The sequence below is a fragment of the Paenibacillus xinjiangensis genome (assembly GCF_059686975.1).
The window spans coordinates 38,482-54,010 of sequence record NZ_JCAALS010000010.1; the positions used below are offsets into that span (position 1 = coordinate 38,482).

The window sequence follows — 15,529 nt, forward strand, 5'->3', positions numbered from 1 at the left end:
CCAGCGACCCTTCCCCCCTCGAATGTTGCACATATGTCATCATTATCGCTCTCCAGCGCCCCCTCCCCCCTCTCATTAGCTACTTAAACAACAAATACGACCGCTCCCCGATGAATAGCTAAGGGAGCAGTCGAAGCTTACACTAACTTATTTTGTATTAAGAACCGCTCCGATTCGAACAATAATGTTATCTCCTCGGGAGGCGCGCCGCACCACCGGCTCTATCGCTCGTACAGGCAATTTGCGCAAATGCTCAAAGTTCGGATGTACGACCATATCCATTAGATAGGCAGACTCCATGCTGCCAGGTGATCGCATTCTGTTCAGTGCGGCGATGATACCCTCTGATGTTTCGATTCCGATACCGTGACCGAAAAAAAGATCATCTGCCAGTTTAATTACATTCTCGCCCTGCCACTCCGGTGTATCGGGATTGTGGTCTGGGTTTTTGAAATACAGTACATCCCCAGGGTATGATTCATCCTTATTATTAGTCGTAATGAACCACAGATCACTATCATGATTCCAATCGCGCAAATACAAAGGGGTGAAATGGGCATTGAACGATCTCTCGCCAAGGGTATCCAGAATAGCCTTGTACAACACGATGACAATTGCCGTAGCACACTCAAACCCATACAGCTCGCCATTCGCAAAAATATCATTGAGCGCTTCAGCTGGCGATACATCATTCCTCATCCGAAAACCGCCGTTATCCGTTACTGTCCAGTAGTCTTCATTAGCTTTTGAATTGACGAAGGTAGCGAAGTTCACTCTGCTTCTGTATAGCGCCTTGGCAGCCTCCACAATATTCTCTCGCAGCTGCAATTCGAAGGTAAGCGCGGCCACAGAATCATAACGATACGTTTCAGGGCTTCGCTGCTTGTCGTTCAATATCTCCCTCTCAAGCTCCGACAGCGGCAATTGACCTAGCTGTGCGCCAGCATTGTTGGATATTACAATCACTGTGTTCCCTCCAATGACTAATAGATCGGTATAGGTTATTGTACGTGTATACCTGTGTATTGGTGAGAGCAGCAGCATGAACGATGTTTCTTTTTGAAAACTGTAACAAAGATCACAGACATCAGGCAGAATGCTGGCTTATACTATTTACAAAGCGTTTATGAATAGAGAGAGGGAGAGATACAGATGTCGAAAGAGCATATTGTCCATTTCAAAATCATTCGTAAAGGCGAGACCAAGCTGCTGCGAGGACTTATTTATCTCGATGATAACGCGCAGCCTACGATTCAGGACTACGAACGCTGCCTCACAGCATGCGGCCATCAGGTACAAATCAAAGATCCTAATCAATATATATTCACAGCATATGATCAAGGCGAGGAATACCTAATCGACGTATTGGAGAACTATGGAGTGAACAGTCGGGATATACAAGCTGAGAATTTGGCGAAGAGCTTTATGAAGAAGGGTCCTTCCTTATAGTCTCGATACACACTAAACACAAAAAAGTGGTGATGCAAGAGTTAACGCTCCTGCACCACCACTTTTTCTTGTTACATGCCTTGTTCGTCCACTGCCTGTGGAGCAGCGGACAGCTTATAATCCTCCGCATCAATGCGGATTGTACTGCCAACGGGAATATCTACATGAGTACCCAGATCAACAACGACACTGTATCTCACGATATCCTGCTGCGCATCTTGCCCTCCAGTCATCCCCGCATCCGCATCCCCTCCTGCCTCCGGATCAACGGTGGCATCATTACCCGCTTCATCCGATGGCGATGGCGTTGATGCTGCCGATGCGTCGCCGGGCGACTGCGCTGGTGGTGATACATTCTCCTCCTGAACTCCCGCTGCTGGGCTTGAAGAAGCCTCATCACCTATAGCTGCAGATGCATCCGGACTTACCGAGCCGCCGACAGCCTCTTCACAGGTAGGGATATACGTCACGTTCGAGTATTCTGTCGTCACATCAGCAGGCGTCACAATCGTCACATCCAAAGGGCTGAACGCTGCGCAGAGCGCAGCATTGCCGAATTGGAATACGAGCGTCGTTGTCTCTTCATCACTTGCAGGCTTAGCCGTTGTCTCTGCATAGACGACCGTTTCTGCTACAATCTCAGGAGGAGCGGTAACCTGCGGCAATTCTGCACCCTCATCCGGCTTGTCACTGCCGCCGAAGGTAAGCACAGCACCATAGCTGATCAGCAGCACGGCCACTGCCATCACAGAGGTTATCGCGACCGCTTTCCGATTGCGCCGAAAAAACTTCGCCACCTTCGAGGACAGCTCCTGTCTCGCCTGCTCATACACCTTCTGCAATACGGGGCCTGCTTTGCTGAAATACTGCCTGCGATTGGCGCTGCTCTTGAACGCCTCTTGGTCATACTGCTTGAAATACGCGACAATAGCTGTCACATAAGCCGGCACGAAGCCTCTTGGCCTCATGAAATCCTCATGCTTCTCCGACCATTTGAAGAACACATAGATCGTTTCCTTACGCTGAGCATTCCGGCGCAAATAATCGATTAATGCCGCATAATCAACGACCTCCATGTCCGGGCTTTTGTAGAAAGCCGGGATGAGCCGCTCGAAGGTCGCCTGCGGCGAAGAATCCAGCTCCGTACTGAGCCAGCGCTGACCCAGTTGCTGCACCCGGTCGAGCTCGGCAGGCGGCAGAGCTCTAAGCACAGACACACTCGATTCAGCTTGCGGCTGCGTGAACCATTCATATACAGCTGCCAGCGATTGTGCCGACAAGCGCTGCCTAGAGTCCGTGAGCTCAGCGTTCCACTTCCGCAGTTGCTCGCCGCGGCTAAGGAAGCTTGCCTGCAGAACCTGCTCTTTCGCAAGCGTGTTAAAATCCAGCTCCATAAGCATGATGCGGTATACCGTCTGCTCCAGCTCTCGGAACAGCGCTGCTGCTCCGAAGGATGCACTACTGCTCTTCCGCCCCTGAGCGAGCTCACTCTCAAGCGACTCAAGCTGCTCGAATGCCCGCTCTGCAGCGGCCAGCATCCCATGCTCTAGAGACAGCTTATTCGCCAGCTGCTCACTAGCAAGCGTGCGGAATACCTTGCTGCCTAGCAGCTCAGGATAAGCACCTGCCCACTGTCCGACAAGAACCAGAACGCCTCTCACGCCCTTTGCTTGCTCGAATTTCCCTTTCATGTAGGGCTCGAATAATTTATCTGCCAGCCTGTGGTCTGACAGGACCTTGCTGAAGAAGCCTGTGCTCAGCAGCGGATTGCTCTCCACCGCCGCATAGAGAGAAGCAGTCACCTCTTCCTTCCGGTTAGCTAACGCAAGATTAATGGCGATGATGAAAAAAGCGATAATCTTGTTCTCCGTATATTTACCGCCGATACGATAATAGTCCCGGAAGCATTCTGCCACGTACGGCTCCGGCACGATGCCCTGTCTGACGCTATCATTCTCACGGTCGAAGCAGGCAAGGAATAGGTCATTCATTCGCACCTTGGAGTCGACCGCACCCGCAGGACGAAGATAATCGAGCATGCCATGAAGCACTGCACGCTTGTGAACTTCGTACAGCGAATCATCGCCCTCCTCAATCTGGAACAGCACCGCCAGCTCATGATAGCTGGATGCAGCAAGCATACGCTCAGGCTCCATATCTGCAAGCATGTCAGCTGCGAAGCGGAAGAATAGCTCCGCACGTCCAGCACGCTCTAGATTATCCCAAGCCAGATCAAGAAAGGGATGCTCCACGCCTTCCGTGTCAACGTTCATGAAACGGCCGCTTGCGAAATCGAATGTGTAATCCTTCTCCGCGCTTCGCTCTCCGGCACGCAGGCTGCCCCGCTCGACGAACGTCAGATGAATGCCTTTGCGGCTCTGCGGCTCCTTCGCATAGGTAACGAAGCCAAGCTGCTCACGCAGCGCATATGGCAAGCTCGCATACAGCACCTCCAGCAGCCGCTTCGCCTGCCTCGGAAGCTGCTCGATCGGCACATCAAGCGCAACGTACACCTTCTTCTTGCCGCCAATGGAAGCCATGACCGCATAGAGAAGCTGCTTGAACGCCTGCTCTCCGATTCCGAGCTCTGCTAATACTGACCTATAGCTGCCGGCCGCCACTGCAGGAGTCCCCTGAACAGGAAGCTCAGCAAGTCCTGGGAGCTCTGTTCCTTGCTCAATATTATAGCTATCGGCAAAAGAAGCGCGAAGCCACGTGGAATAGTCCACCGAGGCTTGATCTCCTCTGCCTTTTGGAATGACATAGTTATGGGTGAAGAAGGCACTTCTCAGACCTGTAAAATCGACAGCCTGATAGACGCTTCGTCCGAGTATCCGATCCCCGTTATCCAGCTGAAGCAGATGCATCGTCTCGGGATAAGCTGCCTCATCCTTCTCCCCGCGTGCCGCCAGCTCTGCTGGAGCATCATAAATACATAACGGATGCAGCTGCTTTTTCACATAATTGTTATCCAGCCCGCTTGATTTGGCAATCGTGTCATACCCTTCCGTCGAACGAAAAATACCGCGCCTCTCCCGCGTATACATCTGCTGCTGAATCATTGGAGGAGTAAGCACTATTCACGTCTCCCCTCAATGTAGCCAAGCTTGTAGAGCAGCCAGATGAACGGCTCATCTACACGAATCGGGCTTACAACGCTCTGCAGCTTCTGATCAACCGGATTGCTGCCCAGCGCCGATACGGCATAATACGCAGTATCCTTGAAATACACATCCATCGTACCCTTGAACGGCCGATCCACCTTCTCAATAAACCGCCGCATCTCACCATCGATATTCTCGAATTCCGTTAAATTGAAATAATTGCGATGCACCATATTGTTGAAAATATTGCTGTTAGGCTTAATATACTCGCCATCCTCATCCTTGAGCGAATGCAGCATGTCGCTCTTCGTCAGCACGACAGCAGTCGGAATATCCGTCTTGCTATTATCCTGATAAGCGATGAAATCACCGAACATCGTCAGCACAACATCACGCGGCTCATCGTATTGCGACACCCATTCACCCGGCTTATCGTCCAGCTTCATCCGAATTTTCTCGCGAATCGAGCGGATTTGCAGCGGATCGACCATGAATAGAATGCCCGCCGAGTTCTTAATATGCTGACCATGCAGACCCAGATAGTCCTGCTCCACCATTCCCTCACCCGCTACGTCAAAAAAGACCAGCGTCAGCGGAGGCTTTGATTCATCCTTAAATACGAATTGGAAAATAAAAGGCTCCTGCATCTTCTCCTTCTGAGTCGATGCAAGCAGATCGCCGCGCTCGAACAGCGGCTCCTCATAATAAGTACGGAACTTGCGGCTGATCTCCGCATTAAGCGGCATGCAGGCTGCGTTGAAATGATCCGCCGTCGTATGCTGAAGCGTATGAATCAGTGCTGTCATATACACGGATTTCCCAACCTGTGAGGCACCAATAATCGAAATAATATTGCTCGGAACCTTGCCCGCTGTAACCGGAAGCTCATTATGACATTTCGGGCATAATCGTTTGCGTGTCAGCTCTCCATAACGGTCATTCAGACCAATCAAGACATGATCCGAATAGACATGATGCTCTTCCGGCACGTCATTCGGATGAATAACCGCCTCCATATCATAGACCGAATCCAGACCGAACCGGTCGCGGTATTTGTTAAGCTCCTCATCCTCACGCAGTGCGTAATCCTCATCATCTTCTCTGGAATGAGTAGCCCGGAACACGATTTCCTCCGGAGAGAACTTGCTGAAGCAGTATGGACAGACGATATCGTAGTACAAAGGCCTAGGCTCTTCGGTTGGCTTTTTCTTAAATAGATCAAAAATTCCCATTATAAGCTTCCTCCTTACTTAATTGCGTTAGCTGCAGCTCCCGCCAGCAATAAGCTCTTGCTGAAGCTTCAAGGTCCGCTATTCTGGGAGCAGCTCATACATTTGCCCATATTTCGGACCATCAGTGAAGAACAAGCGAATCTGATCCTGCTTGCCAACCTCGATGGCGGGCAGTACATTTCTCCCTGCCGTGAACGGTGCCACGAACGGATACAAAATGCCATCCTCTTTGTTAGCGGGATAGCCTCCCTGCTTCTTAACGTAGCAGAGCACATCCTTCCCCACAGGGACCTCGCTCGTCACCTGAATGTGTATCGTCTTGAATTTCTGGAATAATCCAGATTTCTGCCGTATGGAATAGCGGATGGCCGCCTTGCCGGCACTAACCTCAATTCGGTTCTCTCCCCCATTCTGGATGATAAGCAGCTTCTCGCTGCCCTCCTCCAGACAGGCATAGACCGTATAGATTGAACGGCCAATGCCCTCGACTCGAGTATGATAGCCGTTATTCGCTTTGTATTCCGCTCTTGTGTACAGCTTCAGATCGGCCTGATTCTCGCCGCTTTCCTCCGCTCGTTCCGCTGTCGTTATGCCGATATATACGGCATGAATGCTTGCCGGCCAATGCCAGCGAAGCGTGCAGCGATCCTCCTCCACGGTTCGGGATAGACCGCTGATAACCGGAGAATCAGGCTCTGCATGTATGAATCGCATCTATGTCCGCCTCCTGCATGAATTAGAAGCTATGGCTGCGGCTGTCCTTCGTCCGATCCGCGATTGCTGCAGAGGAACGTCCGCCAGAGCTGCTTCTGCCACCGCCGCCACCTCTTGTACGGCTCGTATTCTCGCTGATTGGCACAATGAGCGTGAATACCGCGATGATCGCGGCCAGTATTAACGCCGCCGCCAAACGGATAACCCCGTCCCCGAAGGAATGGCCCGTCAAGCCGAATTCGAGCAGACCGCCTGCTAACAATCCACCAACGGCACCGCCAACGCCGAAGCTTTTCGCCAAGAATCGGTTGTCGAACAACAGACCCAGCGATACGCCGATAGCTGCTCCGATAAGAAGAAGAGATACAATGCGCAGAATAGCATAATACATACTGTCCGCCATCCGGCCATTGCGTTCTGTGACGAGCGTCCGGTCATCTATCGTTTTATAAATGTTGGTGAATACTAAGGATAGACCGGCAGCATCTGCCACATCGTAATAGCTGCCGCCTGTAGAATCAGCAATCTGCCGTAGAAGCCCCGAGCCTTCACCGTTCACCAGACTAAGCCCAATCGTGTTCACCGGTATGCTCTGCTCTTGGTAAGCGGCAATCTGCTCATTAATGCCCGATTCACTGAAGCCATCCGACAGCAGAATGACCATCGTCCCTCTGCCTGCATCCTCTTTGGTCACGATTGTATTCATCGCCTCGCCAAGCGCAAGACCGATATCCGTTCCGCCTTGTGTCGGCTCAAGTGAATCAATAGCAGCGAAGACCGCGTCCTTATTCGCCTGCTCCTTCACACTGATGAACGGCTGCAGAAGCTCTGCCGCATCACTGAATATAACGACCGCAACTCTTTTGTTGCTCTCCATATCTGCAATCATCTGCTTCGCTGCTGTATAACGCTCATTACTTGGATCGGTCTCCTGCATACTGCCGGAGTTGTCGATGACGAGCACGATGTCCTTCACCTGCTTAAGCCCGCCAATATTAAGGCCATACACCAGCTGAAGCGCCCCTCCGACCACGAACAGCATTACGAGGGTGGCTGGTACCAGCAGCTTCCATGACAGCCCGGAATAACGCTGCCGCCAAGAAGCTCCGTTCAGCCTTGGTGAGATCAGCTCAGCAAGGAGGCAGCCTAGTCCGATACATAATGCCATCACACCGAAGTAGAGGCCAATGGTAACGAATCGCGGAGCATCTGCCAGCAGCGTTCCAAGCAGGATCTCACCGGCTATGAATCCAACAGCACCGCCAATTAAGCTCAACAGCAGGAGAAGCCCGTTTAATTTTCTATGCTTCATCAAGCAGCATCCTCTCTGTGCTCATTAGCGGAGCTCTGGCAGCAGACCTTGATCTGCCCCATGGAACTCATAACCGCTCTGCACATAAGTTTCGTAATATACTTTTCCATTCCGATAATAGAGCAGATCCTCCAGATGGAAGCCCCCCATCATATTCAGCTTCTCTACTCCGCTGCTGCGCAGCTCATGCACACAGCCCAGCTTGTAGATTCGAGAGGTCTCATCTACACCAAGACTGTAGCGGATGAATTCACTGCTGCTGTCACCGAACAAATACTTCTCTTCATGCCGATGCTCATGCGTGTAATCGAGCAGCCGAACATTAATAATCGCGTTATCCTCCAGCGTTCTGTACAGACGATTGAACAAATCTTCCTTGGATAACGCCTGCCGGTTGCTGTAATCAACAGATACATTAGCCCGCTGAAGCAGCTCTTCCTCGAACGGCAGGCGGAATGGGGCAGCAGGCAAAATATGCTTGCGGCACACGTCAACCAGCCGCTCCGCCAGCTTCTCTGTTCCTTCATCCAGAAGTGTCGATATGCTGCCTGCATATCGGTCATCGAACCACACGAGCACGCCGCGTTTGTCCTCGATGTCCTTCATCACGCTGTCTGTTACCCGCTCGTAATAATCCATAATGTTCTGGCCGGTATACTCATCATCCATTCGAATGCTGTGGAGCGCCGCTTCTCTTAGCTGCCCTTCAAGGCTATCCAGCTGGCGTACTCTCGACTGATACAGCTCATGAAGCTTCTCCAGCTCCTCGGCGAATCGGCGGTATAACGCCAGCTCTGCCTCAAGCTTCAGCAGCTGCCAGCTCCTGCCGTATACCTCTGCCAGGAGAGCCCGTATCATCGCTCGCAGATTCACCTTGCCCAGCAGAGGCACTCGCTGGAACTTCATATCCTCCACGCGTGTCTCACGGTAGCCCTCAAGCTCATCCCTTGCGTGCTCAACCTCTCTCGCCAGCTCTTTGATCAGCACATGCAGCACTTCCAGCACGTTGCCGTTCTCGTTCTTCTCATCTGTCCATGCCGCTAATTGATAGAAGCCCAGCCGCGGATTGTCCGCCAGCTGCCTCGCAATCGTGCGGCGCAGCTCCTCGGAGACGCGAATCTCTACCAGCTTCTCCTGCACCGGGCGTTTGAAATGCGTATGGAAGAACGTTGCACAGCCATCTCCGAATAGGGCTTCCTCGGCTTCCCGAAGGGACATCCGCTTCAATTGATCATAGCGGGCACCGCTCGTGAGCAGCCCTGTCATATCACTCAGCTTGTCCTCTGCCGGAATAGCTCCGACCGCCTTTGCTTCCATGGATATAGGGTCAAGTCCGAAGAAAGCCAGCTTCATCTTGCTGTCGAAAGCCGGAGCTTCCTTCATCCGCCCCGTTAATTGCTTGCATAGCTGATACAGCACCGTCAGTGCAATCGAATGGTTAGGACGCTGAACCTTCGCAAGCCCAGCTGAGACGAAGCCTTGCCTGCCAGACTCGGCTAACAGGCTATTCTTGAATGAAGCATTATTATAAGCTTGGATGGAACGATCACTAGACCCATCCACAGCTTCTTTGCGTTTGCGGTTCTTCAATAATAGAATGCGGCTAATCATCTCATAATTGCCCTGCATCCCATCCTTAATAGTCATCCCTCTCTCATTGCGGTCAGACAATACATAGACGAGATCGAATAGAGGAGCCGGTCGATGCACGACAGGAATCGCCAGCCCATCGCCTGTTACTTGCAGATTTCCTGAATACTCGTAATCCAGCTGCTGCATCCGCTCCAGCTCACGCATGAAGCTTATGCCGACAGCACTCGCATAGCCGAATGTCTCCGATTGATCCCGTTCATTAATGAGTGTGTACAAATCCATCTGCACAGACTTGAACATTTGCAGAAACACAGATTGCGCAAGCAGCGAAATTTCCGCCACCAGCGCATTCATCGGGTCATCAACTCTCGTTATCACGGCTAGATGAAGCCGATCGAAGGAGGCGTAGAGCCTCCCATAATCAGCAATGGTATTGCTCACCTGACGGAGCGCTTGGTTCAGCTTCGCCAGATGATCGCCTTCTTGGTAGAAGGCCTGCCATATTTCCTTGCGTCTGCTCTTATCCCCGCCTGCTGCGGCATACACATCACGAAGGGCAACCCGCGTAATTGTCGCAGCATTCGCATTCACATGATCCTCTGCACCCTCAGACGATGACGGTGCAGCCTTGCCCGAGTCTACATGGAAGTAGACAACTCCAGCGCTGTTCTCCCATTTCCATTCATTCGAACGGATCATCGGCTCAATCGCGCTTCTGACCTCATCTCCAATGAACAGGAACACAGTCGGATAATGAATACTGCTCTGATCGTCGCCCTTCCCGCTTAGCTTCTGTTCAGCCGACGCATAGTCGGCCGCGAACTTCTCCAGCAGCTTATTCATGACTATCTCAGCTTCCTGCGGATTTCATTAAGCTTGGCGGTCATTTCCCGATAGAACTGATACGCCTCAGCTCCATTCGCAAGCTCCGCTTTCTCGTATTCTAGACGCTCGCGCGCGTCAACGAACAGCCCGAACAGCTCATCCAGCTTCGTCAGAAGCGGTGTTGTATCCTCTGTCGATGTCAGCTCCGTCACTCGCTTGGATGCCTTACGCATGAGCGTGCTGCGGCTCTTCTCATCCAGCTTCCGGAAATTCTCGAATACCTCGAACTCCACATAGCTGCCGCTCTTCATCAGGTTAGCGAATGGCGTCCATGCATCCTCTTCAGGGTCACGATCATAGACATATAGCGCACCCTTCTTCGTAATCGTATCCGTGTACAGCGCTTCAATGAACTGATCAAGCCATTTGCCCTCATCCTGATGCTTGTCCAGCAGTTGCTCCAGCTCGGCAGCCTTGCTGCTGATCGACTCATACTTCGCCAGCTCTTCTCTCACGCGGCGCAGCAGCTCAGGGGAACGAATGAGATTCTCCTGCGCCAGCTCCTCGGAGTAGCTGCCGAAGATATCCTTCGTGGAGTCCTGCTCCAGCCCTTCCGTCAGCAATCTTGTCAGCTCATTATGCGCGCGTTTCACTTCGCCAAGGTTCGGCTTCGCTGCTGTAAGCTGCATATTGTAGCCGCTCAGAAGCGCTGCAAGATCGAAGGCTTTCGTGAATCTGACGAAATAACGGCTGCTCGTATTGTTGTCGATATCCTTCTCGGCAACGATTCTGTAGCTCTCCGCCTTCGCAAACTCCGCACGGACACGGGCATTGTAGCTCTGCACGCGCGCATTCATATACGTATCGCCCCATGATTTCTCTGGAATCGGTGAAGGCAGATACGTCCAGTTCACTTTATCCGTCTGCACGAGGTGACGGCCGACGCCTTCCTTATCGAGAATGGTGCGCTCATAGCTTTCCTCATACACCTTAAGCGGCGTGTAGACGAACAAAGGCACACCGTTGCGAGTATTAAGCCAGAAAATCCGGTTCTTCACTTCACTCTCTTTAATCGTGAAATGCGACTTGCCCAGCGCATTGTTCTGGTAATTGCGAATCCCCTTCAGAATGCTCGGCGCCTGTACGGGCACGGATACGAAGCCCCATGACGGCACATGCAGATTGCCTGAGCTGTTGCTAAGATGGAATACTGGCACAGCCTCTTCATCGAGCTTGCTCGCAATGTTGCGCTCAACGAACTTCTCGATGGACTCGTCATTGCCATACTTCATAACGAGGAAATCCTCCATCGACTTCGTGATCAAATCTCCGAACTTGTCGGTCAGAAACTCGGAGATTGAGCTGACGATGTCGATCTCCTGCTCTTTCACCCATTGATTGGAGTGATCCAGAAGCTCCTGCGTGAAGTCGCGGATCAGGTCATCCCCATCCTTCTTGTCCAGCATCCGGCTGATAACATCAGAGATATCTGGCACGGCTACTAGATTCCAGTAATAGGTTTTGTTGCCTTTATGGTCAGCCTGCTCATCGCTGTTAAGCAGAATGTCGCCATTTTTGGAGAAGATCGAATTCAGCACATTCAAAATTTCCGTATACACGTTATAGATCCGGTTATTCTCTTCATTCAGCAGCTGATGCAGATCCTCGTAGAATTCAATCATCTGCTCCGTACGTTCCACATCAGCATGCAGCCAATATTCATTAATCTTCGCTTCAATATAGCTGTTCTTCTTCTTATCCTTGGATACGAATGCGCTCTTAGCATCGCCAAGCCGCTCCTCGGCTTGCTCTCTCGCCGATTCAATATCGCGCGGCAGACGCTGCAGGCTCTCGCGAAGCACCTCGATGTAGGACAGAAGCATTTTGAGCAGGCAGAAGCCCTTCTCCGTATAGAGCAGCCGTGATACATAGAATGGACCTTGCTCAGGATGCAGGAACGTACGCCGAATTTGATCTGTGAACTGGCCGACGATCTCCCCTGGCAGCTGCTTCTTCGCCTTGATATATTCCTCACGGGCACGGGTCAGGAACGTCATCTCCAGCTCCGTATCCATATTGACCGTCTGCATCTTCACTACATTGCTGTAGCTTAGGCGCTCGCTGTTCTCGAACCCTGGCAATGGCTCCGGCACACGTGATTCGAACGTCTTCACCATCGTGTCCAGATCAATGCCAAGCTTACGTGCGAACTTCTCTACATCGTCCTGCGTCGGCGCCTTCTCGAACATCTTGTCCATCTTGTTGAACAGTCGGTACGCCAGGTACGTCGTCATCTCTTCAATCGGAAGGACGGCAGATGATGCTCCGATAATGTTGTAGTCATAGTTGGCCGGGTACATCTTATTCATCTGCGCGATGTTCGTCCGGATGTTGCTGATATAGTCATGAATGGCGAACTCTTCACCGGACTGCTTATCCTCGCTCGCCATGAAGTTCGTAATATTCTCTGCCGTCACGTTCATGCAATAGTCATAGGCATTCTCGAGCAGCTTGCCCTCCGCATTCGTCGCCGAGATTAGATGGCATAGATTGAATGGAGGCAGCGGTGAATTAACGGATAAAATATTGCCATACTGCTGCTTAAATCGATCGCCGCGGCTATCGACGTTCATCCAGTAATCGAGTTCCTTCAGCGCGGCGTAGCCGTTCTTCTTGATGTACTCGCGTGTATGCTCACTCAAGCTTTTGTTCGCGAGGTTAATGTCCGGCGTGAACAAATAGCCGAGCGTATTCACGCGGTCAATACCTGCGGAGCCATGGTCTCGTTCAATTATGCCTCTAACGATATACGAAATATCGAGGAAGCAGCCGCTGCCTGTACCACCGGATAAGCCGGTAAGCAGGAAGACCATAAGCTTCTTGTTCGTGCCAACCGACAGCGTCTTGATTTTCTTATCTATACTCTGTACAACCTGATTAATCTTCGTGAACAGCAGCAGACGGCCTGCTTGCCGAACCCCTGCCGCACCGTTCATGCCATCGGTGATGCTGAGCTCTGGGGACAGCCAATCGGTAATGTACGGCTCCAGTATGCTGCGGTTCTGCAGCAGTCCGCCAACCTCTGGGTTGGACAGCAGCACGAATTCATTAATCGGATCGAGTCCGATGCCTTTGTATTTCTTATTGCGATCCTGCTCATTCGTCTCGAAGGCAAGGAACTCTACATTGTCCGGCTTATCCCGCTTGCGCTTGGATATAGGATCCTCCGGCAGCTTGAAGCGGCGGTTAATCTGGTATTTGAGGCGCAGCAGCGCATCGATTCCCGTGCCGCCAAGTCCGATAATTAGAATCGGGTTGTCAATCGTATCTACTCGTATTTTCTCACTGACGATACCTCCGCCTAGTGATACGTCCAGCTGCTGTATATGCTCTCTCACGATCGGTTTCATACGTTTCTTCCTCCCAGGTTCATGTTATACGATAAATTCAATGAGTATGGTCTTGTCTACTTGCTGCATAGGGATCATGAGTCGGTCTCCGCTCTTCAGCTCGAATGCGCGGCTGGCATCGATAGCACGGCCTGACTTCTCGATCGTGCATGCCGAGCCGTTCTTCAGAGCGATGCGGTCATTGCTGCTTGGCATGAATACAATCTTGTCTGTTTCCTTCAGCTCAGGTGCAAGCTGCAATAGCTGATGGAGATTGAATTTCCCTTTGAATGTGCTGAGCTTCTTATATTGTGGGAAGGTTTTCTCTCCCGTGTTCTCATCGCGTATCTCAATAACGATCTGGCCGACGAATCCTCGATTCGCTTGGCGAAGATAACGGCTGACGAAGTAGGCTGCGGCGAGCAGTGCGGCGAGTCCAACCACGCCCAGAATGACTGGCACGATTGGAAAAGGCTTCTCTTCCTCGGCTCCTGCTTCCGCTGTGCCTCCGCCTCCGCTAATGCCGCCCTTGGCACTAATGGTCACCGCTTCCGTCTCCCGATAGAAGCTGGACTCCTCAGCCTTCACGACCAGCTCGTAGTCATGCGCTTCGGCAATGGTGTAGCTGCCTTCGAAATGATCGCCGGCATTATTCATCGCAATCTCTTCTGATTGGCCGGTATCCACATCTTTGACGATCAGAACTGCGTTCATGTTGCGGTACTGCTCATTGTCGGCAAGCTTTTGTCCACCGTTCATCAGATAAGAGCTAATATTCACCTTGTCGCCCTTGGCATAAGTCTTAGCTGGAAGGGGCTCTATAGCAAGGCTTAGATCATAGTTGAAAATAAGATTAATATCGATCTGATCCTTATCGACACCCTTGACCTGCAGCGTCCAGTCGCCTTCAGCTGGGGTCATGAGCTTGAGCAGGGAATAGGTCTTCGACTTCGATAGCAGAATATCATCCGATGGAATCTGAACTTCCGCTCCAGACGGATCTATCAGCTTCGCCTCAACTGGCTTAGCGGACATGATCGAAATGTTGGCCTCAAGCACGTTGGCATTCGGTACGGACACCGTAACATTCTGATAGGTTCCATCCGCTGTGATGGAGTCGACCGGTACGACGTTCAGCTCCAGATGACTGGCGAAGATCTCACTTAGAATTTGTGGAAGATCGTCTGCTGAATCGGTGGAGAAGGACTTCCCGCCCGTCTGGTCAGACAGCTTCGCGAGCGCTTCTTTGTTCAGCTTGCCGTCCGCATTAAGTCCGATCGTATAGATCGGCACCCCGTTGTCGTTCGCTGACTTCAGTGCCTCAGCCATCTCCTTGTCCGACTCCGCCTGCGTTCTTCCAGTCTGATCATTGAAATCGTTATTGCCGTCCGCCAGCAGTATAATCATAGGCTCATGATTCGAATCTGCGCCGTCCTTCAAGATTTGCATCGCTTCCTTCACCCCAACCGCGACATCGGTGTAGGCACCGCGGTTCAGCTGATCAATGAAGCTCTTCAGATTCGTTTTATCCGCAGCAGAATTAATCTCAAGCAATGCCTTCTCCCGCTGAATCTGATCGGTATAAGCGACAACGCCAACCTGATCGCCCTGGACGGAGAGCATATCGATGAACATCTTCATCGCTTCATTGCCGATGGCGGCTGGATCACTCTTGCTCATCGAATTACTGACGTCAAGAACGAGCACAGCGTCAATATTCGACGAGGCGGCTGCCGCATTCGCCGTCGTTATACCGCTAAGAGGCAGAAGAAGAACAGCTGCTGCTACTATTAAATGGCGGATCATTCGTATCATAGGTTTACTACTCCTTTGGAATCCCTAGCTGGACAGCTAGTCTATTAGTCATACATATAGACGAAATCCAGGTCATCATACCCTGCACTTGTCCAT

9 protein-coding genes are annotated in these 15,529 nt (G+C 51.6%); 1 reads left to right on the top strand and 8 read right to left on the bottom strand.

Annotation, left to right across the window (positions count from 1 at the left end; genetic code table 11):
- Positions 1 to 147: 147 nt before the first annotated feature.
- On the bottom strand, positions 148 to 966 hold the full coding sequence (tgl, locus tag AC6ESP_RS11860) for a spore coat transglutaminase TGL (protein WP_497096938.1): 819 nt from the start codon (positions 964 to 966) through the stop codon (positions 148 to 150).
- Between the two features lie 186 nt (positions 967 to 1,152).
- Here tgl and AC6ESP_RS11865 point away from each other — a divergent pair, with 186 nt between their 5' ends.
- Positions 1,153 to 1,449: a hypothetical protein gene (locus AC6ESP_RS11865; RefSeq protein WP_497096939.1), complete on the top strand. Its 297-nt coding sequence runs from the start codon at positions 1,153 to 1,155 to the stop codon at positions 1,447 to 1,449.
- 71 nt (positions 1,450 to 1,520) lie between these two features.
- Here the strand turns inward: AC6ESP_RS11865 and AC6ESP_RS11870 are convergent, their stop codons facing one another.
- The 7 genes from AC6ESP_RS11870 to AC6ESP_RS11900 form a co-directional block, all read right to left on the bottom strand.
- Positions 1,521 to 4,526, bottom strand: coding sequence for a GAP1-N2 domain-containing protein (locus tag AC6ESP_RS11870; protein ID WP_497096940.1), 3,006 nt, complete (start codon positions 4,524 to 4,526; stop codon positions 1,521 to 1,523).
- Positions 4,526 to 5,785 (bottom strand): TRAFAC clade GTPase domain-containing protein, encoded by a 1,260-nt coding sequence (locus AC6ESP_RS11875; protein ID WP_497096941.1) that lies wholly within the window; start codon positions 5,783 to 5,785, stop codon positions 4,526 to 4,528. Before AC6ESP_RS11875 ends, AC6ESP_RS11870 begins: the two co-directional genes overlap by 1 nt.
- 78 nt (positions 5,786 to 5,863) lie before the next feature.
- A complete protein-coding gene (locus tag AC6ESP_RS11880; RefSeq protein WP_497096942.1) occupies positions 5,864 to 6,499 on the bottom strand; it encodes a beta-mannanase in 636 nt (211 codons plus the stop codon).
- A gap of 22 nt (positions 6,500 to 6,521) precedes the next feature.
- A complete protein-coding gene (locus AC6ESP_RS11885) occupies positions 6,522 to 7,811 on the bottom strand; it encodes a vWA domain-containing protein (RefSeq protein ID WP_497096943.1) in 1,290 nt (429 codons plus the stop codon).
- A 24-nt stretch (positions 7,812 to 7,835) separates the two neighbouring features.
- The gene (locus AC6ESP_RS11890; RefSeq protein ID WP_497096944.1) at positions 7,836 to 10,247 is read right to left on the bottom strand and encodes a transcription initiation factor TFIID; all 2,412 of its coding nucleotides are present in this window, start codon (positions 10,245 to 10,247) and stop codon (positions 7,836 to 7,838) included.
- A 2-nt stretch (positions 10,248 to 10,249) separates the two neighbouring features.
- The gene (locus AC6ESP_RS11895) at positions 10,250 to 13,639 is read right to left on the bottom strand and encodes a tubulin-like doman-containing protein (protein WP_497096945.1); all 3,390 of its coding nucleotides are present in this window, start codon (positions 13,637 to 13,639) and stop codon (positions 10,250 to 10,252) included.
- A 24-nt stretch (positions 13,640 to 13,663) separates the two neighbouring features.
- On the bottom strand, positions 13,664 to 15,424 hold the full coding sequence (locus AC6ESP_RS11900; RefSeq protein WP_497097070.1) for a vWA domain-containing protein: 1,761 nt from the start codon (positions 15,422 to 15,424) through the stop codon (positions 13,664 to 13,666).
- Positions 15,425 to 15,529: the final 105 nt, after the last annotated feature.

Coding starts and splice junctions, on each gene's coding strand:
- AC6ESP_RS11865 (WP_497096939.1), top strand. CDS start 1,153: ATGTCGAAAGAGCATATTGTCCATTTCAAAATCATTCGTAAAGGCGAG.
- AC6ESP_RS11875 (WP_497096941.1), bottom strand. CDS start 5,785: ATGGGAATTTTTGATCTATTTAAGAAAAAGCCAACCGAAGAGCCTAGG.
- AC6ESP_RS11880 (WP_497096942.1), bottom strand. CDS start 6,499: ATGCGATTCATACATGCAGAGCCTGATTCTCCGGTTATCAGCGGTCTA.
- AC6ESP_RS11885 (WP_497096943.1), bottom strand. CDS start 7,811: ATGAAGCATAGAAAATTAAACGGGCTTCTCCTGCTGTTGAGCTTAATT.
- AC6ESP_RS11890 (WP_497096944.1), bottom strand. CDS start 10,247: ATGAATAAGCTGCTGGAGAAGTTCGCGGCCGACTATGCGTCGGCTGAA.
- AC6ESP_RS11895 (WP_497096945.1), bottom strand. CDS start 13,639: ATGAAACCGATCGTGAGAGAGCATATACAGCAGCTGGACGTATCACTA.
- AC6ESP_RS11900 (WP_497097070.1), bottom strand. CDS start 15,424: ATGATCCGCCATTTAATAGTAGCAGCAGCTGTTCTTCTTCTGCCTCTT.